Origin of the sequence: Brevibacillus sp. 1238, from assembly GCF_029892995.1 — a bacterium.
Classification (GTDB): domain Bacteria; phylum Bacillota; class Bacilli; order Brevibacillales; family Brevibacillaceae; genus Brevibacillus; species Brevibacillus parabrevis.
On sequence record NZ_JARXWC010000002.1, the window covers coordinates 43736 to 64863 of the forward strand.

26 protein-coding genes are annotated in these 21128 nt (G+C 52.8%); 15 read left to right on the forward strand and 11 right to left on the reverse strand.

All coding sequences use genetic code 11. The features are described 5' to 3' along the window. Positions 1-46 precede the first annotated feature (46 nt). Positions 47-697: a response regulator gene (locus M2298_RS03975; RefSeq protein WP_063227749.1), complete on the reverse strand. Its 651-nt coding sequence runs from the start codon at positions 695-697 to the stop codon at positions 47-49. Then, positions 694-1500: a sensor histidine kinase gene (locus tag M2298_RS03980; RefSeq protein ID WP_122965659.1), complete on the reverse strand. Its 807-nt coding sequence runs from the start codon at positions 1498-1500 to the stop codon at positions 694-696. The genes M2298_RS03975 and M2298_RS03980 overlap by 4 nt, the downstream gene beginning before the upstream one ends. Before the next feature lie 106 nt (positions 1501-1606). Here M2298_RS03980 and thiD point away from each other — a divergent pair, with 106 nt between their 5' ends. Beyond that, positions 1607-2401, forward strand: coding sequence for a bifunctional hydroxymethylpyrimidine kinase/phosphomethylpyrimidine kinase (gene thiD / locus M2298_RS03985; RefSeq protein ID WP_122965660.1), 795 nt, complete (start codon positions 1607-1609; stop codon positions 2399-2401). Positions 2402-2462: 61 nt separating this feature from the next. On the opposite strand, the gene M2298_RS03990 is transcribed toward thiD, so the two are convergent. Further along, on the reverse strand, positions 2463-3806 hold the full coding sequence (locus tag M2298_RS03990; RefSeq protein WP_254456760.1) for a DUF4179 domain-containing protein: 1344 nt from the start codon (positions 3804-3806) through the stop codon (positions 2463-2465). Between the two features lie 10 nt (positions 3807-3816). Further along, the gene (locus tag M2298_RS03995) at positions 3817-4341 is read right to left on the reverse strand and encodes a sigma-70 family RNA polymerase sigma factor (protein WP_242771916.1); all 525 of its coding nucleotides are present in this window, start codon (positions 4339-4341) and stop codon (positions 3817-3819) included. A gap of 141 nt (positions 4342-4482) precedes the next feature. On the opposite strand from M2298_RS03995, the gene M2298_RS04000 reads away from it, so the two are divergent. From M2298_RS04000 to M2298_RS04015, 4 genes are all read left to right on the forward strand, one after another. Beyond that, complete coding sequence (locus M2298_RS04000) at positions 4483-4692, forward strand: hypothetical protein (RefSeq protein ID WP_122965663.1); 210 nt, start codon at positions 4483-4485, stop codon at positions 4690-4692. Positions 4693-4776: 84 nt separating this feature from the next. After that, on the forward strand, positions 4777-5850 hold the full coding sequence (gene splB, locus M2298_RS04005) for a spore photoproduct lyase (RefSeq protein ID WP_173595596.1): 1074 nt from the start codon (positions 4777-4779) through the stop codon (positions 5848-5850). Positions 5851-5995: 145 nt separating this feature from the next. Continuing rightward, on the forward strand, positions 5996-6631 hold the full coding sequence (locus M2298_RS04010; RefSeq protein WP_122965665.1) for a deoxynucleoside kinase: 636 nt from the start codon (positions 5996-5998) through the stop codon (positions 6629-6631). 51 nt (positions 6632-6682) lie between these two features. Then, positions 6683-7372 (forward strand): deoxynucleoside kinase, encoded by a 690-nt coding sequence (locus tag M2298_RS04015; RefSeq protein WP_122965666.1) that lies wholly within the window; start codon positions 6683-6685, stop codon positions 7370-7372. A 98-nt stretch (positions 7373-7470) separates the two neighbouring features. On the opposite strand, the gene M2298_RS04020 is transcribed toward M2298_RS04015, so the two are convergent. After that, positions 7471-8061: a TetR/AcrR family transcriptional regulator gene (locus tag M2298_RS04020; protein ID WP_280648248.1), complete on the reverse strand. Its 591-nt coding sequence runs from the start codon at positions 8059-8061 to the stop codon at positions 7471-7473. A gap of 43 nt (positions 8062-8104) precedes the next feature. After that, positions 8105-8527 (reverse strand): VOC family protein, encoded by a 423-nt coding sequence (locus M2298_RS04025; protein ID WP_122965668.1) that lies wholly within the window; start codon positions 8525-8527, stop codon positions 8105-8107. A gap of 162 nt (positions 8528-8689) precedes the next feature. Between M2298_RS04025 and M2298_RS04030 the strand changes: the two genes are divergently transcribed. From M2298_RS04030 to M2298_RS04055, 6 genes are all read left to right on the forward strand, one after another. Continuing rightward, a complete protein-coding gene (locus M2298_RS04030; protein WP_173595598.1) occupies positions 8690-9427 on the forward strand; it encodes a class I SAM-dependent methyltransferase in 738 nt (245 codons plus the stop codon). An 87-nt stretch (positions 9428-9514) separates the two neighbouring features. After that, the gene (locus M2298_RS04035; RefSeq protein WP_122965670.1) at positions 9515-9799 is read left to right on the forward strand and encodes a 4a-hydroxytetrahydrobiopterin dehydratase; all 285 of its coding nucleotides are present in this window, start codon (positions 9515-9517) and stop codon (positions 9797-9799) included. A gap of 106 nt (positions 9800-9905) precedes the next feature. Beyond that, the gene (locus M2298_RS04040) at positions 9906-10229 is read left to right on the forward strand and encodes a hypothetical protein (protein ID WP_122965671.1); all 324 of its coding nucleotides are present in this window, start codon (positions 9906-9908) and stop codon (positions 10227-10229) included. Further along, a complete protein-coding gene (locus tag M2298_RS04045) occupies positions 10226-10999 on the forward strand; it encodes a DUF3109 family protein (protein ID WP_122965672.1) in 774 nt (257 codons plus the stop codon). Before M2298_RS04040 ends, M2298_RS04045 begins: the two co-directional genes overlap by 4 nt. Before the next feature lie 68 nt (positions 11000-11067). Beyond that, the gene (locus M2298_RS04050; protein WP_173595978.1) at positions 11068-11577 is read left to right on the forward strand and encodes an acyl-CoA thioesterase; all 510 of its coding nucleotides are present in this window, start codon (positions 11068-11070) and stop codon (positions 11575-11577) included. A gap of 75 nt (positions 11578-11652) precedes the next feature. Further along, positions 11653-12570, forward strand: a complete 918-nt coding sequence (locus tag M2298_RS04055; RefSeq protein ID WP_280648249.1) for an aldo/keto reductase — start codon at positions 11653-11655, stop codon at positions 12568-12570. A gap of 53 nt (positions 12571-12623) precedes the next feature. Here M2298_RS04055 and M2298_RS04060 read toward each other — a convergent pair whose 3' ends face one another. From M2298_RS04060 to uvsE, 5 genes are all read right to left on the reverse strand, one after another. After that, a complete protein-coding gene (locus tag M2298_RS04060; RefSeq protein ID WP_173595600.1) occupies positions 12624-13052 on the reverse strand; it encodes a thiol-disulfide oxidoreductase DCC family protein in 429 nt (142 codons plus the stop codon). 191 nt (positions 13053-13243) lie between these two features. Further along, positions 13244-14749, reverse strand: coding sequence for a histidine ammonia-lyase (hutH, locus tag M2298_RS04065; protein WP_274875192.1), 1506 nt, complete (start codon positions 14747-14749; stop codon positions 13244-13246). 327 nt (positions 14750-15076) lie between these two features. Further along, entirely contained in the window at positions 15077-15670 is a 594-nt protein-coding gene (locus M2298_RS04070) for a hypothetical protein (RefSeq protein ID WP_242771910.1), read from the reverse strand. Positions 15671-15695: 25 nt separating this feature from the next. Continuing rightward, positions 15696-16028, reverse strand: a complete 333-nt coding sequence (locus M2298_RS04075; RefSeq protein ID WP_173595601.1) for a hypothetical protein — start codon at positions 16026-16028, stop codon at positions 15696-15698. A 64-nt stretch (positions 16029-16092) separates the two neighbouring features. Further along, on the reverse strand, positions 16093-17025 hold the full coding sequence (gene uvsE / locus M2298_RS04080) for a UV DNA damage repair endonuclease UvsE (protein WP_122965678.1): 933 nt from the start codon (positions 17023-17025) through the stop codon (positions 16093-16095). A 312-nt stretch (positions 17026-17337) separates the two neighbouring features. On the opposite strand from uvsE, the gene M2298_RS04085 reads away from it, so the two are divergent. From M2298_RS04085 to M2298_RS04100, 4 genes are all read left to right on the forward strand, one after another. Then, positions 17338-17475: a hypothetical protein gene (locus M2298_RS04085; protein WP_167470353.1), complete on the forward strand. Its 138-nt coding sequence runs from the start codon at positions 17338-17340 to the stop codon at positions 17473-17475. Between the two features lie 22 nt (positions 17476-17497). Further along, positions 17498-19027, forward strand: a complete 1530-nt coding sequence (locus tag M2298_RS04090; RefSeq protein WP_122965679.1) for an amino acid permease — start codon at positions 17498-17500, stop codon at positions 19025-19027. 121 nt (positions 19028-19148) lie between these two features. Further along, a complete protein-coding gene (locus M2298_RS04095) occupies positions 19149-19673 on the forward strand; it encodes a hypothetical protein (RefSeq protein WP_280648250.1) in 525 nt (174 codons plus the stop codon). A 270-nt stretch (positions 19674-19943) separates the two neighbouring features. Beyond that, positions 19944-21119 (forward strand): amidohydrolase, encoded by a 1176-nt coding sequence (locus M2298_RS04100; protein WP_122965680.1) that lies wholly within the window; start codon positions 19944-19946, stop codon positions 21117-21119. Positions 21120-21128 lie beyond the last annotated feature (9 nt).

The following is a 21128-nucleotide window of genomic DNA, read 5'->3' on the forward strand; positions in this document are numbered from 1 at the left end:
GGATGACAGTGGTTGGCTTGGAAAGCAACTGTTTTCGAATGGGAGACTACTTTTTCATGATCAGATGATGGCGGACGGCGTAAGCGGCAAGCTGGACGCGATTCGCCAGTTGCAGCTTTTCCAAAATGTTTTTCAGATGGTTTTTGACCGTGTTTTCAGCGATGATCAACGCTTCGCTGATTTCCCGGTTTGTTTTGCCCGCCCCCACGTACATGACGATTTCCCGCTCGCGGGGAGTGAGCACATCCGGCACGAGATCGTCCACGTGCTCCTCCTGCCGGAAGCGGTACATCAGTCTCGTTGCCATCTCACGCGTCAGCTCGCTGTCTTCGCCCAGCAAGGCGTGCAAGTAGTTGATCCAGTCGTCCGGCTCCAAATTTTTCAAAAGGTAGCCTTGAGCGCCAAACTGGATGGCGGTAATCAGGTCGGCAACATCGTCCGAGACGCTTAAAATGACGACCTTGATGTGCGGGTACGCTTTTTTCACTTCGCGAGTCGCTTCCAGACCGCTCCATTTCGGCATGTTGATGTCCATCAGCACCAGGTCGGGCTGGAGCTTTCCACATTGGATGAAAGCTTCCTCGCCATTGTCAGCCTCTCCGATTACTTCAAACGAAGGATCGGGGTCAAGCAGCGAGCGAATCGCCATGCGAGCCATCGGGTGGTCGTCGGCGATCAGGACACGGTATGCATTCATTGCGAAAAACCTCCAGCATGAGCGGTCAGGCGGATGATCGTGCCGCCATCAGCCCGTTTTTGAATATCAATCGCGGCGTTCAGCTGTCTGGCCCGCTCGCGCATCATGGACAAGCCGTATTTTTTCGTATCCGGGTTGGTCTGGGCGATGCCCACGCCATCGTCCTCCATCACGAGCTGCCAGCTGCGCGGCTCGCCTGTGGTCAGTCGAATCCAGGAATGCTTGGCCTGCGCATGCTTGCGAATATTGGCGAACGCCTCCTGAATGATTCCGAATAGCTGCACTTCCTCGGCAGGAGTGAAAAAGCTTTCTTTCACGCGCAAATCCCAGACGACATCGACGCCGGACAAAGCGCTCCACTGGGTCAGCCATTTTTCCAGCCGCTGGTCGAAGCTGCCTTCCTCAGGCAACGATCGCAGGTTGAAAATGGCTTGGCGGACGTGATTGTCGATCGCGGAAACCGCCACGCGGGCTTCGTCCAGATGACCTTGCTTCAGCTTGACATTGAGAAAAAACAAAGATTGTGCGATGCCGTCGTGCAGCTCCCGCGCCAGACGCTCGCGCTCCTCGTAAACGGCGCGCCGGGCTTGTTCTTCCACGATCCGCGCGTTCATTTGCTTGATCGTGCGAAACATCCACGTCGCGAACAAGTAAGACAGCACCAGTGTCATCAAGGTGATGTACACATTTCCCGTTTCCATCGACATGTAGGGCAGCAAAAAATCGTGGCGGACAAATTCGAAGCCGCCGATGATAATCGTCGGGATCAGGACGGTCAGCCAGTAAAACAAGCGATAAGACATGAGAAAATCCCTTCTTTGCGGTTGGTGATCACTCCTTAGTATACCGAATGGGACATGCGGATGATATACTCGTAGGAGAAAAGGTGGTTGAGCAGGAGGGAAATTCATGAGTACGATTGCGAGAGCATTGACGATAGCAGGATCAGACAGCGGGGGAGGGGCAGGCATCCAGGCCGATCTGAAAACGTTTCACCAGCTCGGCGTCTACGGGATGAGCGCGATTACCGCTGTCACTGCACAAAATACGTTGGGAGTAGCGGGAGTATACCCGTTGCCGACAGAGGCGGTGGCGCAGCAAATGCGCGAGGTGCTTCGCGATCTCGGCGCCGATGCGGCGAAGACAGGCATGCTGTTTGACGCCCAGATTATTCGTGCGGTGTCGGCAGAAGTTCGCGACGCAGGCTTGCAAAAGCTCGTCGTAGACCCGGTGATGATCGCCAAAGGCGGAGCGAAGCTGCTGCTGGACGAAGCGATTGACGCTCTGAAAACAGAGCTGCTCCCGCTCGCCGAAGTGGTCACGCCAAACTTGCCCGAAGCCGAGTGCCTGACAGGCTTGTCCATTCATACCCCGGAAGAGATGCGGGAGGCTGCCCGCGTCATTCATGCGCTGGGAGCGCGCAATGTGTTGATGAAAGGCGGTCATCTGGAAGGGGATACCGTCGTCGATATTTTGTTTGATGGCCGCGACTTTATGGAGCTGTCGCACGAACGCATCCCAACCAGACATACTCATGGGACAGGCTGCACCTTTTCCGCTGCCCTTACCGCCGAGCTGGCGAAAAAGACGCCGCTTCACGTTGCGGTAGAAAAGGCGAACCGTTTTATTTTCGAGGCGATCAAAACGGCCCCGCAATTGGGCGGCGGCCATGGCCCGACCAACCATTGGGCAGTTGTCGATTAATTGTATGGTACAAAAGGAAGGCCCCGCAGAAGAGCACATTCTTCGCGGGGCTTTTGCTTGCTCATTTGACTTGTACCGTAATCTCGCCTTGCAGACGTGTCGGATAGTCTGTCAAGGTGAGGGAGTAATCGTCGATAGTTCCTTTGTTCGTCAATCGTTTGAAGAGCAATCCTTGTTTTTGCGTGCGCCCATCCGGCGAAGCGATTGTCGAGGTGGTTCCTTGGACATACTCATATTTGTTTTCCCGATTGTCCGTAATATCGTTGCCAAAATAGGTGAAAAGGTGGCGATCGGACTCTTCCTCCACCCGCAGTTCCAGGTCGAGCCCGACCACATCGTCAACTTGTCGCAGCGCGGCCAGCTTGAGTTTGTCGTCAGGTGCTTTGATCAGCGTCTGCTTTTTCGCATCAATAACGACTTGCAGCTTGTCGCGATCAAGTGCCCGTATCCCGCTTGCTTTCAAAAACAGCTGCTGCGGTTCCAGAAAATAAATGCTTTCCAGATTGAACACCTTGCTATTTTCTCCGTTGTTCCGAACCGGAACGCCATTACCCCAAAAAGCGTACGTCTGCCCCTTTTCGTCGACCAGCTTCAAGTCATCGAACCCGAAAATGTGCTTTTTGTTTGCCGGATCAAAGCGGATGCTCACCTCTGTTTGCGTCGGGAAGACCGTAATTTGTTCGATGGTCAGCGATTGTCCGTCTACCGTGATTTGCTTGTCGACAGGGTACACCTTTTTCTCAAAAGCGCTGTACTTGCTGCGGTCGATCGGGAACGTCACCGCGAGCGACGAATCTTGCTTGACGTCATCAATCTCAAACGTCACCTCGGCTGTCAAAGACTCGGGGATGACGCTGGCTTCCGGGACATAAACATCGATCCGGTCTTTATGTTCCACGTTCGCTGCTACTCCCATACTGCCCCAGCTCGCCCCATGCTCCCATTCCTTGCCAGATGCGTCCAAAAGTTTCACGCCGCGCAAGGCAACTTTTTGCCCTGTATGCTCGTGCTTGAGTGTGTAAAAAAGCAGCATGCGCTTCTGGTCGGTCAGCACCTGGTCGATGGTGAAGGTGATGCCGGACAAGGAAGCTTTTGTGCCAATATCCTGAACCATTTTGTGCTCCACGGCGCGTTGCAGCCCTCTGTCATCGCGGATCAGCTCCACGATCTTATCCATCCCGGGCAGCTCGCTGACATAAGCGGCGACGGCAGGGGAGATGCGCACGGACAGCACGAAGGCAAAAAGAATGCAGCACGCCGCAAGTCCTGAGTAGAGGCGTATCAGCCGATTGCGTCGCCGCATGCGTTTTTGCTCTTTGGCTTGCGCGATGCCGCGGCGAATGTACGGTTCCATGTCAGGGAGCGGCTGTGATTTTGTTTTTTCCATATCCGTATCCAAATCCATAACGTTCGATTCACCAGCCTTTCCCGAGATCTTTTCGCAAGGCGCCTAACGCTTTGTGCAGCCAAGTCTTGACGGTTCCTTCCGGATAGCCGAGTCTCGAAGCGATTTCCCGAATGGTCAGGTCTTCAAAATATTTCATGAGAATGATGCTGCGATACATCGGCGTCAGCTTGGCCAATGCTTCCTCAATGACCAGTTTTTCCGCCGTCTGCTCCATCTGGCTGCCAAACGGAATAGCAAGGCTTTCTCCGGCATGCCAGTCGGAGGCGAACCGTTTTTTGCGTTTCAGCTCGTCCAGACAGACATGAATCAGGATGCGCGTCAGCCATGTGCGAAAATGCGCGGGTTCTTTCAAGAGGGACAAGCGCAGATAGGAGCGGCAGGTGGCCTCCTGTATGGCCTCCAGCGTGTCTGCCTCGTTGCGCAAAAAGGCGTAAGCCACGCTGTACAGCTGTTTTTGCTGCTGGCAAATCAGCTGGTAAAAGGCTTCGTCGTCCCCTTGCCTGGCTTGCCTGACAAGTTGTTCGAGATTCACAATCTTCCCCTCCTACTAAACATTAGACGCCGCAAGAGCCAAAACGGTTTTGGGAAAATAGGCAATCTTGCTTTTTTGGCGAACCAATAGCCTTCTTGATGCTTACAGTAAAGGAGGAAGAAGCAACGAGGGTGAGAAGGCATGTGGACCAAGTGGGTAACGATTCATGAGTCGTACGGGCTCCCCAGGGTGGCGAGCGAGTGTCGCATCTATTTGGAGATGAAAGGCATCCGGGTCAGACTGTTGTCCAGGGAGACGAAAAAGGGCGGGCATGTGTACACGCTGCAAGTGCCCATCAGCCAGGCGGCGGAAGCGAGGGAGCGGTTGCGCGAGTTCAAAAGCGGACTGTAGCGAGAGCAGGCCAAAAGCCAGCGTTCTCCTTGAGGCGAGCAGGGCGCTGTGGGTCATACTAGGCACGGGGAGGGATCTGTGCCTATGGCGACTACACTCTTGGAAGCGCCCGCGAAAACAGGGCGAAAAGATTCCGGTTTGTTTGTGCCCGACTACGTGTTCGTCGAGCCGAATGCCCTGGACTATCCGCTCGGACAAGAGCTGTACCAGCGGTTCAAAGAGCAAGGGATTCCGCTGCAAATGACAACCAGTCACAACCAGGTTCGCGGCATTCCCGGAGAAACGGATGTTGAAAAATATCGCAATGCCAAACGGACACTCGTCATCGGCGTGCGCAAAACGATGAAGTTCGAGCCTTCCAAGCCGTCTGCCGAGTACGCGATTCCGCTGGCGACAGGGTGCGCCGCTCATTGCCACTACTGTTACTTGAATACGAATGTCGGGTCGAAGCCGTACATTCGCGTCTACGTCAATACCGACGAAATTTTTGCCCAGGCCAAAAAATATATCGAGGAACGTCCGGGGGAGATCACCAGGTTTGAGGCAGCCTGTACGTCCGATCCGGTCAGCATCGAGCATTTGACTGGCAACCTCAAACGCGCGATCGAGTTTATGGGCAAAGAAGAGTTCGGGCGACTGCGGTTTGTCACCAAATTTCACCATGTCGATTCATTGCTGGACGCGCAGCACAACAAGCACACCCGTTTTCGCTTCAGCATGAATGCCGATTTTGTGATCAAAAATTTTGAGCCGGGTACTTCCAGCTTCGCACAGCGTATTGAAGCGGCAGGCAAAGTGGCGCGAGCCGGATATCCGCTCGGCTTTATTTTGGCTCCTTTGTACTGGTTTGACGGATGGGAAGAGGGGTACACCGATTTGCTCGAACGGCTGAGCAGCCAGCTCGTCCCGGAAGCGATGACCGATCTGACCTTTGAGCTGATTCAGCATCGCTTCACGAAAATCGCCAAAAGCTTGATCCTCGCGCGCTATCCGAAGACCAAGCTGGTGATGAACGAAGAAGAACGCAAATATAAATGGGGCAAGTACGGCAAGGGCAAATACGTCTACCCGGATGTTCAGGCAAAAGCTTTGCAGGCGCATCTGGAAAAAGAAATTGCCCGGCTGTTTCCCCAGGCGAAAGTGGAGTATTTTACGTAGAAAGTCCAGACTGCCCAGCCAGCGGGGGCAGTTTTTTTGCTGGCAAAAGATGGCTAGCGACATAATGCGAATGGTTTCGACAAATACAAGGACGCGTGCTAAAATATGGAGTGCTCTCATTTTTCGGAAAGGAACAGACGCTTATATGAAGTCCATATTGATAACCGTTGAGGGACCGATCGGAATAGGAAAAACCTCCCTGGCGCGGGAACTGCACCAAACATGCGGCGTGCAATTGCTGGAAGAGATCGTCTATGAGAATCCATTTTTAGGAAAATTTTACGAAAACATCGAAGAGTGGAGCTTCCAACTGGAGATGTTCTTCCTGTGCAACCGCTACAAGCAGTTGCAAGATATTCACTCCCATTACCTCAACCAGGGCATTTCTGTCGTTTCCGATTATAATATTTTTAAAAATACGATTTTTGCCAAACGCACCCTGTCAGACAACAATCTTCCTAAGTATCTTAAAATTTATGATATCCTGACAGAAGATTTGCCGCAGGCTCATCTGGTCATTTACTTGACGGCTTCCATCGATACGGTCATGAAGCGGATTGCCATTCGCGATCGCGAAGTGGAACGGACGATGGATGTGGGTTATATGGAAAATTTGATCGCCGATTACAACGAGTTCATGGACGAGTTTGAGAAGCACCACCCGGATGTGCCTGTCATTAAATTCAACTGTGACGAGCTGGATTTCGTGCATCGCCCGGAGGATCGGCAATGGATGATGGAGCAGATTTTGCCGCGCATTGAGGAGTTGCGAAAGAAATAGAGGTTACGAATGCCGTGTGATTGGCAAGTATTTCAATAAGGAGTTGCGTACATGTCTAGGTTTCAAAACAGCCACCTTCGTGAAAAATACGGGATACCGGGCAATGCAGTGATTACCATCGGCGGAACGGTAGGTGTCGGAAAATCGACGTTTACCCATGCGCTTGCCGATCAGCTTGGTTTCCGCGTGTCTGTGGAAAAGGTGGACAACAACCCTTACCTTGGCCGTTATTATAACGATTTGTCCCGTTGGGGCTTTCATCTGCAAATCTTCTTTCTCGCGGAGCGTTTCAAGGAGCAGAAGCGGATGTTCGACTATGGCGGCGGTTTCGTCCAGGATCGCTCGATTTACGAGGACACCGGGATTTTTGCCCGCATGCTGTACGAGCAAGGCAACATGACAGAAGAAGATTACAAAACATATACCGAGCTGTTCGAAGCGATGGTCATGACCCCGTACTTCCCGCATCCCGACCTGCTGATTTACTTGGAAGGAAGCTTCGACGATATTATCGGCCGCGTTCAGGAACGTGGACGTCCGATGGAGCAGCAAACGCCGATCGATTACTGGCGCGATTTGTTCGACCGTTACGAAGGCTGGATTCATTCCTTTACATCCTGTCCGGTTCTGCGAGTAAACATCAACGAATACGATGTGGTCGATGACCCTGCTTCTGTCGAGAGCATCATTGCGCGAGCGGCGGAAAAAATTCGCCTGGGACGGGCAACGCGGTTGACTTAAGTTGACCAAACAATTCATCCAATAACATAACCCCCTATCCATACTGCCTGGCAAATGTGCCGCGAGCAGCATAGGCAGGGGGTTTTTCGTCTGGCTATTTATTTGACCCGATAGCCTTCAAGCATCAGCGTCATGGCCCTGGTCATCTGTTCCAGAGAGTGCGCCTGGTCAGGCATTTGGGCAATCCAGAGCGCAGCTTCGTTCATTGCGCCAGAGAGCAGATGAGTCAAAGCCTCGATGGGCACAGCGGCAAGGTAACCTTGCTCTGCCATGTTTTGCAGCTGGGCTTGCAGCAGTTGCATGCTGTGTTCCTCGTCCATTTTCCGCCAAGCTTCCCAGCCGAGAACGGAAGGGCCGTCAATGAGCAAAATCCGTCTGTTGCGATGTTCGACGGCTGAGGTGACAAAGGCGCGGCAACCGTTCAACAGTTGTTCCCACGGGTCCTGGCTTTTGGCAGCTTCCGTCTCTACTTGTTCTGCGATTTCTTTTTGCACGGATTCGAGCACGGCGCGGAACAGCCCTTCTTTGTTGCCAAAATGATGGTACAAGGCTCCTCGCGTCAGTCCCGCTTCCTTGACCATGTCCTCTGTTGCGGCATGGGCGTACCCTTGGGTGGAAAAATGCTCCCTCGCTATTTCCAGCAGCTTCGCGATCGTTTCTTGCCTTTGTTGTGCTTTCGATACTTTCATGCTGTTTCTCTTGCTCCTATCTGATCGAGGATGAGGCCAACCGTCAGTTTTGATCGACGTACTGGCTGCTGAACGCTTCCGTGGGAGGAATGACGGTGATGACGTCGATCAGGACGCCATTTGGATCAGAGGTAATGAAGTGGCGCTGCCCAAACGGTTCATCCCGGATATCCAGGTGCACGGGAAGTCCGGCTTTTTGGATGAGTTTGTCATATTCCGCATCAACATCATTCACTTCGAAGTTGAGAATCAGACCTTGGGTAGAGGTTCGATACCCGGACGGTATAGTGTCGTGATCGGGATGCAAAATAGCCAGCTCAAAAGGGAAGTCGCCCTTGCTGTGCTTCAAGCTCACGTACCAATCCGCTTCAAAAACGAGGTCAAATCCAAAGTGTTCCACATAAAAACGGGCACTAACGCCCACTTGCCGAGACAGGATAACCGGATAAAAACTGGATACTTTCACAACAATCTCTCCCTTCCGTTCGTAATGAAAATTTAACATACAGACTGTATGTATGTAAAGTTGTTATTGGCATTTCCTCTGCACTTTGCCCGGGGGAAATCGGCTGCGGACAAACCCTCCTGTGGTATAATAAAGAAATCTTGGTATTAAAGGAGCTAGGGAATGGCAGAAGAATGGTTTGAACGCAGCTTTCGCGAAGATTACGTGCTTGTCTACCAGCATCGGGACGATTCGGCAGCCGATGAAGAGATCGCCAACCTGTTGGAGCGATTGCCTGTCAAAGACACGGGACGCGTACTGGATCTTTGCTGTGGGAGCGGGCGGCATTCGCGTGCGTTGGTTCGCAGGGGATACGAGGTGGTCGGAGTCGACTTGTCTCCTGTATTATTGCAGCTGGCCGAAGAACAAAACAACGATCCGCGGCTCAGCTTCGCCCGCTGTGACATGCGCAATATTCCCTATCGGGACGAATTTGATATCGTGGTTAACCTCTTTACCAGTTTCGGCTACTTCTCTTCTGATGAGGAAAACGCGCAGGTCATTCGCAATATGGCGCAAGCATTGAAAACGAACGGCGAGGTCGTCATCGATTACTTGAATCCAGCCTACGTCACGAGCCATCTCGTCCCGCATTCCACGAAGCACGTCAATGGAATGTTCATTGAGGAAAAACGGTGGATCGAGGACGGAGCCGTAAAGAAACGGATATGGATTACAGACGATACGGACAAAGAAAAGCGTGAATACTTGGAGCAAGTCCGGCTTTTTTCTGTCGAACAGATGATCGCGATGTTGGAGCAGGCCGGATTCGGACAGATTCAAGTTTTTGGCAACTACCAATTCGAACCGTATATAGCCAGTCAATCGCCACGCATGATTTTTTATGCGATCAAGCAATAAGTCGTGCGGATAAGCGTGACTAACCTTTCTGTCAGGTGAATATGATGGTGTTACAACCGTTCATCGGACAAAAGGGGGGCGATGTGAGTGAGCAAGCTGTCTTTGGAGCAGGTCAAACTGTATTTGAGCAAGGTTCCGGGCTGGAAGCTGGTAGAGGACAGGATGGCGCTGTCGCGCACATACCACTGTAGAGACTTCGCCACGGCCGTAAGCTTCGTGAATCGCGTGGCGGAGATGCTTGAGCACGACAGTCAGCATGTGGAGATTCATTTGGCTGGCGGGACTGTCACCTTTACGCTCGCGACCCGTGAAGCAAAAGGGCTGACGGGCAAGGACTTCGCCCTGGCACAAACGATCAGCAAAGTAAGCTAGAACGGGACGACACACGACCGCTTCTTCGGGGAAGCGGTTTTCTTTTGGCATTTTCGCCTCACTTTGCTATGATGGGCAGTAATGAAACTTTCGGAGGGATCAAGAAATGGACATTCAACAACACGAGCAATTGCTGCGCTTGCTGACAGACGAATTTGCCAGCAAAACGGCATCTGTCACATTTACACAGTGGGATACAGACAGCGAAGAGGAAGAAGAGGTAACACAATTTCAGGGACAACTGACAGAAGTCAAGTTGACTGATAATGAATTTGAGGAAAAAGACTTGCTGCTGGTGTTTGTGTCGGAAGCGGAAGGCGAGCTGGAAATTTTGATGGAAATCCCTGGCGATGAAGTGGACCTCGCCACATTTGCAGACGGAAAGCTGAGCATTTTCGGTACGGAAGCGGAGATTGTTTTGGAGAAATGAAGAAAAAGCATTCCTTTCGCTACGTAGGCACCCCTGATCCGATGAGCGACAAAGAGGTGTACTGCTGCGAAAAATATATAAAAAAGCACAGAGCGGCGATGATCAGGGCAGGTCAGTATATAGTCGACGTCCCGGCCTTGCTCGCCCTGTTTCATCTTGACTGTTGGAACTGCCGTGCGGTTCATCGCGAGACTTGTTGCGAGGGTGGACAACCTTACGCGGTGGAGCCGTGGCAAATTCCGATCATGGAAAAAGAACTGCCGGAAATCACAGCCCGCTTGCAGTCAGCAAGCGAACGGGAAAATTGGGAGCGGCACGGCGTCTGGGACCGGGGGCAGCTGCCAGGCACGATCCGCATGCGCCACGGCAACTGCCTGTTTTATCAGGAAAACAACGGCCGCCTCGGCTGTGCGATCCATGCGTACGCCGAAGAGGCAGGACATGTGGTGGAGCCGCTAAAGCCGTTCAGTTGCCAGTTGTATCCGCTTGATCTGATCGATACGGGCGAGGCGATTTTGCTGACGGCGGTGACGGAGGAGACGTCGTCCTTTTCGCGCTGGGGAACAGACTATTTGGAGCAATTTTACTGTGCCAGCCCACAGCGCAGGAAACTGGCAACGCATCTGGATGAAAATGTGTTCGCACTCGCCGGGTACCGTCCGGCGTATGAGTGGAACTTGCCGATGCTGCGCTATTTTTTGCAGGAGGAAGCGCACGGGGTGCTTGAACACTTGCAAGCACACAACCAACTGGGAACTGTCAGGATGTAATTGGAACAGTGGATGCCTTGTGATATGATGGGGAAGGCATGAACATGATTGACAAAGGAGCAACAGTGATGAACGTCAAGACTACTCAAGAATCCCGCACGATTCAGGCATCCCTGGTTCAACCGTCCGATACCAATTACCACGGCACGATTTTTGGCGGCACGATGATGGCTTATATAGATGAGGTTGCGGCAATTGCTGCGATGAGACATTCCCGCAGGCCCGTCGTGACTGCTTCCATAGACTCCATCGATTTTCTCGCTCCGGTGAAAATGGGGCACTCGATTTGCCTGGAAGCTTTTGTTTCTTCGACAGGGCGCACTTCGATGGAAGTGTTTGTCAAAATCGTTTCGGAAAACTTGCAAACAGGGCAACGCGTGCTGACAGCTACTTCGTTTTTGACTTTTGTCGCCCTGGATGAAGCCGGAAATCCGACCGAGGTTCCTGGCATTGTCCCGCAAACCGAGGAAGAGCAAAAACTGATGGCCTCCGCAGAAGAGCGCAAAAAAATGCGCAAGGAGCGAAAAGGAAGCCTGCAAGCTTTTGTCAGCCAGTTGAACGTGGAAAAAACGATTTGATTTTCGCATGCTTTCTCCCTGAGCGACAGTTCGCTCAGGGGCTTTTCTACATAGTGGCACAAGGAGGAATCGGCGATGAAGTACCGCAGACTAGGCAAGACGGAACTGAATGTTTCGGTCATCGGCGTGGGAACGTGGCAGTTCGGCGGAGAGTGGGGGCAAGACTTCACTCAGCCTGAGGTCGACGCGATTTTGGACACGGCCAAAGAACTCGGAATCAACTTGATTGACACGGCGGAATGCTACGGAGATCATCTCTCGGAGCAGCTGATCGGGGGCTATTTGAAAAAGGGCGGCCGCGCAGACTGGATTGTCGCAACGAAGTTCGGGCATCATTTTCACGACAAGTTTTCCCGCACCGATGAGTATGGGGCAGCGCAAGTACAAGTGCAGTTAGAGAACTCGTTGCGAGCTCTGCAGACGGACTACATCGACTTGTACCAGTTCCATTCCGGGCCGGACGCAGCGTTCGACAACGACGAGTTGTGGACGTATTTGGACAAGCAAGTACAGGCAGGAACGATTCGCCACCTCGGTTTGTCGATTGCGAAAAATGACAACATGCATCAAGTTGCGAATGCAAGCTCCGTGCAGGCGAAGACGATTCAGGTCGTGTACAACCGACTGGACCGGAAGCCGGAGGAAGCGGTTTTTGCTTCGTGTACCGAACAAGACTTGGGCGTACTTGCGCGGGTGCCTTTGGCAAGCGGATTTTTGAGCGGCAAGTACAAGCCCGGTGTCGTTTTTGCCGGAAACGATGTGCGGCATCGCCGCGACCCGCAGCAAGTGGCGGAGTTGCTTGCAGAAGTAGCCAACATCAAGGAAACCGAAGTGCCGGAAGGAATGGACATGGCGCAGTGGGCGCTTGCCTGGTGCCTGAAGCATCCCGCCGTCACGGCGGTAATTCCGGGCAGCAAAAGTCCGGCGCAAGTGGAAGCGAATGCGAAAGCGGCAGCATACGCCGCGGACGACCATCCGCAAGCGCAAAAATAACAGCAAAAAGAGGAGCCGACGCCAAGTGCCGGCTCCTCTTTTTTTATGGGCGGTCAATCGAGAAAACGCGCCTTGATTTCGCGGGTCGGCAGCATGCACTGCTCTTGCTTGCCAAACCAGCGGTAACGATTCCGGGCGACCCAGTCGTAAATGAAATCGCGGGCAGGACGGGGGAGGAAGCGGCCGAGGTAAAAGCACAGCGGCCACGCTCCAGACAGTTTGCGCGCGACCTGCGAAACCGCGTCCGATTTGGTATACAAGCGACCGTTGGCCAAAAAGACGACAGATGAAAGCTGCGTGGCATCGTACTGATGCGACGACAAAATCTGTTTCGCCGTCTCTGACTGCAAGGAAGCGAAGTGAATCGCGCCGGACGAGTCGCGTTTCAAAACAAATTGTACGGCGCTGTTGCACATATGGCATTCGCCGTCAAAAAACAGCAGATTGTCAGGGTGTTGCAACGGCGTGGATATCGGTTTCATCAGCCAGCCCTCCATGCTTCCAAGCGAGTGAGTGTGGAAATCCATCCTTCTCCTTTAGGATAGCAAAGAACGGAGGGCATTCCCAGTGGCATGATGCTTTTTAGGAGCGTGGATCTGACCATTTGTGGTAAAAGCTCCTGTCTCCCGAAGCGGGTACAATGGTCAACGCTCAACAGTCGTGCCCCTTTTGTTTACACGATCACGAGTATCCCTTTTTTGATCAGTTCTTCAGCCTTGACCAAGTCCGGGTGCATCTCGCGGTCTTCGTGGAGACGGGGGATGACGCGGCGAAGTTCCGCGTATGCCTTGCTTGTGCCTGCTCCCAGATCGCCTGTTCCGAAGTCGATCGCTTGCGCTGCGGCCAAGTATTCGATGGCAAGCACTTTTGTTACGTTGGAGATCACGGTGCGCAGCTTGCGGGCAGCGGTAGTGCCCATGCTGACGTGATCTTCCTGGTTGGCCGAGGATGGAATCGAATCGACAGACGCAGGGTGGCACAGCACCTTGTTTTCGGACACGATGGAAGCGGCTACATATTGGGTGATCATAAAGCCGGAATGGAGTCCGCCGTTTTCGGTCAAAAACCCGGGCAAACCGCTAAGCTGCGGGTTCACAAGCCGCTCTGTCCGACGCTCGGAAATGTTCGCCAGCTCTGCCATGGCGATCGCGAGAAAATCGGCAGCGAATGCCATCGGCTGACCATGGAAGTTCCCGCCGGAGATGACATCGCCTGTCTCGGTAAAAAGAATCGGGTTGTCGGTCACGCTGTTGCACTCCCGGCTCACCGTCGTCCAGACGTACTCCAGCGTGTCGCGTGTCGCGCCGTGAACTTGCGGGAGGCAGCGCAGGCTGTAAGGGTCCTGGACGCGCAGCTCGCCCTGCTGCGAGGTGCGCTGGCTGCCGGACAAGTGTGCGAGCAGTCGTCTGGCCGATTCCTGTTGTCCGGGATGAGGACGAACGAGGTGCAGCTGTGGATCGAATGCTTTCGGGATTCCGCGCAAAGCTTCAATCGTCATCGAAGCGATCAGCTCTGCGCTTTCCAGCACTACCCGGGAATCATACAGCGCCAGGCAGAGCTGCGCGGTCATGGCTTGCGTGCCGTTGATCAGCGCGAGTCCTTCTTTCGCTTGCAGGCGAATCGGGGCCAGACCGACTGCTTTGAGCGCTTCGCTACCGCTCATTTGTTGCCCGTTTACATAAGCTTCCCCTTTGCCGAGCATGACCAACACCATGTGGGCGAGCGGCGCCAGGTCACCGCTGGCGCCAAGCGAGCCTTGCTGCGGGATGACCGGATGCACGCCGCGGTTGCACAGCTCTACAAGCTGGAGCAGCGTTTCTTCGCGGATGCCGGAATAGCCTTTTGCCAGAGCGTTGATGCGCAGTGCCATCATGGCGCGGACGACTTCTACCGGATACGGGTCGCCCATGCCGCACGCATGGCTCATGATCAAGTTTTCCTGAAGCTTGCTGACATCTTCGCCTTGAATCATCACATCGGAAAATTTGCCGAAGCCGGTAGTAATTCCGTACACGACTTTTTGTTGCTGGACCATCTCTTCCACCATGGCCCGGGAACGGCGCACATTTTCCAGTGCTTCCGAAGTCAATTCGATGTGGACGAACTCTCTGGCGATCAAGGCGACATCTTCAATGCGCAGTTGATCCCCGTTCATTTGGATAAGTGTTGGCTGATTCATGGATAGTTTCCTCCTTTAACAGAGCAGAGAACGAAAAGAGCGAGGGGTTAGGATACTAATATCCTAACCCCTCGCTCCTGGGTTCTATATGTGATTGGATGAAACGTGTAAGCCTGCTCGGCGGCTGCATACGTCTGTCCTCACTTTCGCTCTACAACTGTCAGATAATTTTTGTTATTAGTATTATTGTAACGGAAGTGAGCGCGCAGTCAAGAGCAAGATTGTCACGGCGGCTTCCCCAGGATAGAAAAAACGGGCTCAATCCATTTTTGGAAACTGGGCGAGTGTCGTTTCTTGAGCGGGATAAATGTCATACCATGTACTGTGTTATTTCATCAGAAAGGACGTGTTCGTTTCCGTGGAAAAGCGACGTAAGATGCCGCCAGTGCCGCCATCTTCTCCAAGGCGTCCAAAAGAAATGCCAAAACCGCCTTCCTCGATGATGCCGATGCCATCGCCATCGTTGCCGTCACCGAATGTGCCATCACCAAACGTGCCATCGCCGTCCAAACCAAATCCGCCGCAAAGCTCGGAGAATCCACAGCACAACATTCCGGCACGCCCGATGCCACAACGGCCAATCATGCCTTCGCCTAACCAGAATATGCCGAACATACCGAAGCCTATGCCACCAAAAGCGATGCCGTCGAATCCGATCCCGCCAAAAGCGATGCCGCCGAATCCAATGCCGCCAAACCGGATGCCAGCGAACCCGATGCCGCCAAACCGGATGCCAGCGAACCCGATGCCGCCGAACCGGATGCCAGAAAACCGGATGCCGGCGAACCCGATGCCGCCAAACCGGATGCCAGCGAATCCGATGCCGCCGAATCGCAGACCAGCGAATCCGATGCCGCCGAATCGCAGACCAGCCAATCCAATGCCGCCGAACTCCATGATGCCAAATCGGCGTCCGCCCAATTCTTCGCCGAACATGCGCCCGCCATCAGCGGAAAATGCACGTCCCGGAACGGAAATCGAGCTTTATTTGTTCAAATTCCATTTCCATATGGACCGGATGCAATACTTCCGCCACAAATGTGAGCAATACCGCGATCATCGCAAAAAGTACAGCGAGTACCGCAAGTATTACAAACACCATCAGCGCAGAATGAAGCATTATCACGATCGTTGCCAGGTTTGGCATCATAGGGGCGGCAGCAGTTCTTTTGGACGTGGCAGCTCCTCGTCTCATGGACATAGAGGATCTTCTTCCGGACATGGATGCGGCTGCGGTTGCGGCTGCGATTAAGCAAAGCCAAAAGGACGCCTGTTTCACCAGGGGCGTCCTTTTGTTTGTTGTTTCGCACGGAAATGGAAAGAACAGGCGTACTTTCTGGCGATCAAGGAGCGGAAGCGAACGCCTCGACTTCCAGCCCGCGCTTTTTCAAATGATGACGGAGCGACAGCAGGGCATCATCTTTGTTTTTGCATTCCAAAACAATGTCGACATGGTAATCGGCAAGGGCGCTGACAAAAGCGATAAACTCGTCGGGGTCAATATTGTCGGCATGGGCGCGAAATTCTTTGGCTGATTTTGGCGAGGACATATGCATTTTCGGAGTGCGCTTTCCCCATGTCTGGATGATGCGCGGAAGGTACTCCTTCCAATCTTCTCCATCCGAATGGCATTGATGGTGATGCATGTCAAACACCATAGGCACTCCGATTCGCTCGCATAGCCCCAGCACATCGAGCATCGTAAAAGACGTATCGTCGTTCTCGACGACCAGCCTGCGCTTTACGTGCTCGGGAAGACGCTCGAAGTTGGCGGCAAATCGATCGAGCGAAGACGCTTTATCCTCGAATACGCCGCCGACATGGGTGACCAGCACCGAGTTGTCGTCAAGCCCGAGCAGGTCGAAAACTTTGGCATGATAGGAAAAATCAGCGATGGTCGCTTCTACGACAGATGGCTTCTCGCTGTTTAAAATGCTGAAGTGGCCGGGATGCGCCGTCATGCGGATGCCGTTGTTGCGAATAAACTCCCCGGTTTTTTGAAAATCCCAGGCAAACTCTTTGGCCCAATCCCATTCTGCCGCAACCGGGTGAGTGGCGAGCGGTACAAACTCGGAAGGGAGGCGGTACAAAAAAATGCGGTTGTCCACGTTGTAGGCGAGCAAATCCATCAGGTTAAAGAAATTCGTCTGCAAAACTTGGCGAAGCTTTTTCAACCGCGCCTGCGGCTCCAGCTTGTTGATTTGGGCGACGGTCGTTTTTTTGTTCGGATTGTTTTTGAGCTTCACGCTGATGCAGGCATAGCCCAAACGGATCAAGGAAATCACCCCTAGGATCGTCGTCTTTCTGTAGTATCTCCCAAAAGCAGTCCCAAGGTCGGGATGAAAACTTCCCAGTGAAGGGAAACGAACCATGCAAGCAATCCCCCAAAGAAATATGTATGTGAGCAAAAGCAGACAGTGACTTGTTTCCGTCTGCTTTTTATGGAGAAAAAAACTTGGACGAGCCGTTAAACGGTCAGGTCGCCAAAACATGTCCGCGATCAAGCCGATAGGTCTAGCTGTCAAATTGGCACGTAAAATGTACTGATCCTGTCATTTGTTATGAGTAGGAAGGGAGGTGACGAAGACATGCTGGTACTGGGCATCATCCTGATTTTGCTGACGGTTGCCGTTGCCATTGCCATTGGCTACAGGGCGAATGAAAGCGTGCGGAAATTTGACGAAAACGAGCATGAAAGCTTTATCGGTTCCAGGACTAATTCGTGACAGGGGGAAGGAGGGAGGCAACATGCAGCAGGATAAAGAACATCAGTTGCTTGAGGATAAAAAAGACTTGAACAAGTTCGGCTATGCCCAGGAGCTGCTGCGGGATATGGGCGGATTTTCGAACTTTGCGATTTCTTTTTCGATCATTTCGATTTTGACAGGGGCTGTTTCTTTATACGGGCACGGGCTGTTGTACGGCGGGCCAGGCATGATGGGGTTTGGCTGGACGATCGTCGCCTTGTTTGTCATCCTCATCGCGGCTTCGATGTCAGAGCTGGCATCCGCGATTCCCACGGCAGGGGCGTTGTATCACTGGGCGGCTATTTTGGGCAGCAAACGCTGGGGCTGGTACACCGCCTGGATCAACCTGATCGGACAAATCGGAATCGTAGCGGGAATCGACTATTCGTTCTCCTTGTTTGCCGATCCGCTGTTAGCCAGCGCATTTGGCTATACTTCGACCGAGACGACCACCTTGATCTTGTTTGGCATCACTTTGCTTTTACACGGCATTTTCAATCATATTGGCATACGGCTTGTAGCGAGATTGAACGATTTTTCCGCCTGGTATCATATTGGCGTTGTCGTTGTGCTTGTAGGCAGTCTTGTGTTTTTCTCGCGCAATGAGTTGCAGCCGCTCGACTATTTGTTTCAGGTCGGACAAACGTTTTCCGACAAACCGTACGCCATCGCATTCCTGATCGGACTGTTGCAGGCGCAGTGGACGTTCACGGGCTATGATGCTTCTGCCCATACGATCGAAGAAACGATCAACCCGAGGGTTCGCGCCGCTTGGGGCATTTTCACTTCTGTGGCCTTTTCCTTTATTTTTGGCTTTATTATGCTTGCTTTTGTCACGCTGTCCATTCACGATGCAGCAGCTGCCAGCGCCGCGGACAATGCCTTTATTTACGTGATCAGCGCCGCGCTGGGTGGAACGTTCGGTTCCGTTGTACTGTGGCTGGTCACCTTTGCGATGTGGTTTTGCGGCCTTGCTTCGATCACTTCCTTTTCCCGCATGCTGTACGCTTTTTCCCGGGATAAAGGCATGCCGTGGAGCAGACAGTGGGCCGAAATCTCCAGGAAATACAGAACGCCTGCAAAAGCGATCTGGCTGGTGGTCATCCTCTCGTTTGCCCTTGCCCTGTTTGACTACATTTTGAAGCGGATCAACCCTGATGCCGAATACACGACGTTGGCTTTTCTCACCGCAGTAAGCGTGGTCGGACTGTATGTCGCTTACGGAATCCCGCTCTATCTCAAGCTGCGCGCCGAGTCGCGAGGGGTGTTCCAGCGAAAGCATTTTGGCCCGTGGAACCTCGGCAACTGGAGCAAGCCAATCAACGTGCTCAGCTTGCTCTGGATCGTGTTTATTTCGATCATGATGGTAATTCCTCCGAACCAGACAGCAGCGTATGCGCTGATCGCCATGTTTGTCGTCCTGATCATTATGGATCTCGCTTACTACCGCAAACATTTTGCGGGTCCGCAGGCGGCGCTCTCGACTTCGGCAGAGGAAATCAAACGCCAGGAAGCGAAATTCCGCGAGTAACTCGCGCCGATTCCAATGGAAAATCGTTACGAATATCAGCAAGCCCCCGCTCATGTGCGAGCCGAGGGGCTTTTTTGCAATCATCAGCGCTCATAACGGACGCACGCAGGAGAAAAGCTAGTTGTATCCCGGCAAAATGAATGAAAAGGAGCAGCAGATCATGCAAAAAATGAAAAGCGCGATAGCGACTGTGACGGGGATCGTCATTTTGGCCCAACTGTCGGTACCAGCAGCAGCGTGGCAAGGCATGGAGATGGGGAAGCGAGCCATCCATACGATGATCAAACAAGCTTCGGAGAAAGTGCACAACCGCTATGAAGCCGCTGGCATTACCGATCCGGTTGCCTTTGAAGCCTTTTTCCGAAAGCTGCAGGAGGCAGTACAGGCGGGAGATAAGCGCCAGGTAGCCAAAAAAGTACACTTCCCGCTGCGGATCAACAAAGACGGGAGCAGCCGCTACATCAGGGATGAGCAGCAATTTTTGGCGGAGTACGACCAGATTTTTAGCGATAAAGTCAAAAAAGCGTTGCTCGTGCAAAACGTCCAGGAGACGTTCGTCAACGCGGAGGGCGTAATGGTCGGCAACGGCGAGTTGTGGCTGGGGCAAATCGGCGGGAAATACGTGCTGTTTGCTGTCAATGAATAAACGGAAGGAGGAGGGCTTTTTTGCGGAAAAGCCCTAAAGTTTCATCAAAAAAATTTTATTGAACATTGTGTATATTTTACGTGGACATTATAGATAGAAAATTCTAAAATAACTAATAAATAGACAAGGATTGAGATGGATTCGACAGAGAATGTCCGCGCGGAATGGACATTTGTAATTTTAGTTAATACGTGGTAAGATTCACGAAAAGCTGATTTGTTTAATTAAACTTAACTGAACATGAACGTAGAGAGAAAAGGAGTGGTTACAGTGAGTTTGGATACAAAACGATTGGCGGACGAGCTGGCAGAACAGGTCGTTGCGTGGCGCAGACATCTCCACCAACATCCGGAATTGTCATTCGAAGAAGAGCAGACGTCTCAATACGTCTATGAAACGTTGCAATCTTTCGGAAATTTGGAACTGTCGCGTCCGACAAAGACGAGCGTGGTTGCCCGTTTGATTGGTTCCCAGCCAGGGCCAGTGCTCGGGATGCGCGCCGACATGGACGCCTTGCCGATTCATGAGGAAAACGCAGTGCCTTACGCTTCCGGCAAAGCTGGCGTCATGCACGCATGCGGACACGATGGACATACGGCCATGCTGCTTGGAGCGGCCAAAATATTGTCGCAATACAAAGACAAAATCAAAGGAGAAGTGCGCTTCTTCTTCCAGCACGCAGAGGAACTGCCGCCGGGTGGTGCTGTGGAGATCGTCCGGGCTGGAGCAGCGGACGGACTGGATTCCATCATCGGCATCCACCTGGCCTCGTACATGCCAGTAGGAAAATTCGGTGTGCTGTACGGAGCGCTTACCTCTTCCACAGACCGGTTTGATATCAAAATCCAGGGCAAGGGCGGGCACTCCTCGCAGCCAGAGTCGGCGATCGACCCGGTTGTCATCGGCGCTCAGGTGATTACGGCCCTGCAACAAATCGTGTCCCGCAATGTCAGCGCATTGGACAAGGTGGTCCTGTCCGTCACGATGCTGAATGCAGGCACAGCGTACAACATCATCCCGGATTCGATGACGCTGACTGGCTCAACCCGTTGCTTCGACGCCAAGATTCGCGAAAATCTCCCGGTATGGATCGAGCGGATCGTCAAAGGAACGACGGAAGCGCACGGAGCCAGCTACGAATTTTCGTTCTCCCACGGCTACACATCGGTCGTCAACGACCAGCAAGTGACCAAGCTGATGGAAGACACGATTCGCGAGAGATGGGGCGAGGAAGACATTATTTACATCGATCCGCTGATGCCGGGCGAAGACTTCTCCGAATACTTGAAAAAAGCGCCAGGCTGCTTCATTCAGCTGGGAGCCGGCAATCCGGAAAAAGGCTTTGTTTACCCGCACCATCATCCACGCTTTGATTTCGATGAAGATGCACTTGCTCGAGGTGTAGAGTTGTTTGTTCGGGCCGCACAAAAAGTAGTCATGGAATAACAGACAGGA

Coding starts and splice junctions, on each gene's coding strand:
- M2298_RS04020 (WP_280648248.1), bottom strand. CDS start 8,061: ATGAAAGTATCGAAAGCACAACAAAGGCAAGAAACGATCGCGAAGCTG.
- M2298_RS04090 (WP_122965679.1), top strand. CDS start 17,498: ATGCAGCAGGATAAAGAACATCAGTTGCTTGAGGATAAAAAAGACTTG.
- M2298_RS04010 (WP_122965665.1), top strand. CDS start 5,996: ATGAAGTCCATATTGATAACCGTTGAGGGACCGATCGGAATAGGAAAA.
- thiD (WP_122965660.1), top strand. CDS start 1,607: ATGAGTACGATTGCGAGAGCATTGACGATAGCAGGATCAGACAGCGGG.
- M2298_RS04055 (WP_280648249.1), top strand. CDS start 11,653: ATGAAGTACCGCAGACTAGGCAAGACGGAACTGAATGTTTCGGTCATC.
- M2298_RS04045 (WP_122965672.1), top strand. CDS start 10,226: ATGAAGAAAAAGCATTCCTTTCGCTACGTAGGCACCCCTGATCCGATG.
- splB (WP_173595596.1), top strand. CDS start 4,777: ATGGCGACTACACTCTTGGAAGCGCCCGCGAAAACAGGGCGAAAAGAT.
- M2298_RS04085 (WP_167470353.1), top strand. CDS start 17,338: ATGCTGGTACTGGGCATCATCCTGATTTTGCTGACGGTTGCCGTTGCC.
- M2298_RS04015 (WP_122965666.1), top strand. CDS start 6,683: ATGTCTAGGTTTCAAAACAGCCACCTTCGTGAAAAATACGGGATACCG.
- M2298_RS03975 (WP_063227749.1), bottom strand. CDS start 697: ATGAATGCATACCGTGTCCTGATCGCCGACGACCACCCGATGGCTCGC.
- M2298_RS03980 (WP_122965659.1), bottom strand. CDS start 1,500: ATGTCTTATCGCTTGTTTTACTGGCTGACCGTCCTGATCCCGACGATT.
- M2298_RS04050 (WP_173595978.1), top strand. CDS start 11,068: ATGAACGTCAAGACTACTCAAGAATCCCGCACGATTCAGGCATCCCTG.
- hutH (WP_274875192.1), bottom strand. CDS start 14,749: ATGAATCAGCCAACACTTATCCAAATGAACGGGGATCAACTGCGCATT.
- M2298_RS04000 (WP_122965663.1), top strand. CDS start 4,483: ATGTGGACCAAGTGGGTAACGATTCATGAGTCGTACGGGCTCCCCAGG.
- M2298_RS04030 (WP_173595598.1), top strand. CDS start 8,690: ATGGCAGAAGAATGGTTTGAACGCAGCTTTCGCGAAGATTACGTGCTT.
- M2298_RS04060 (WP_173595600.1), bottom strand. CDS start 13,052: ATGAAACCGATATCCACGCCGTTGCAACACCCTGACAATCTGCTGTTT.
- M2298_RS04040 (WP_122965671.1), top strand. CDS start 9,906: ATGGACATTCAACAACACGAGCAATTGCTGCGCTTGCTGACAGACGAA.
- M2298_RS03990 (WP_254456760.1), bottom strand. CDS start 3,806: ATGGATTTGGATACGGATATGGAAAAAACAAAATCACAGCCGCTCCCT.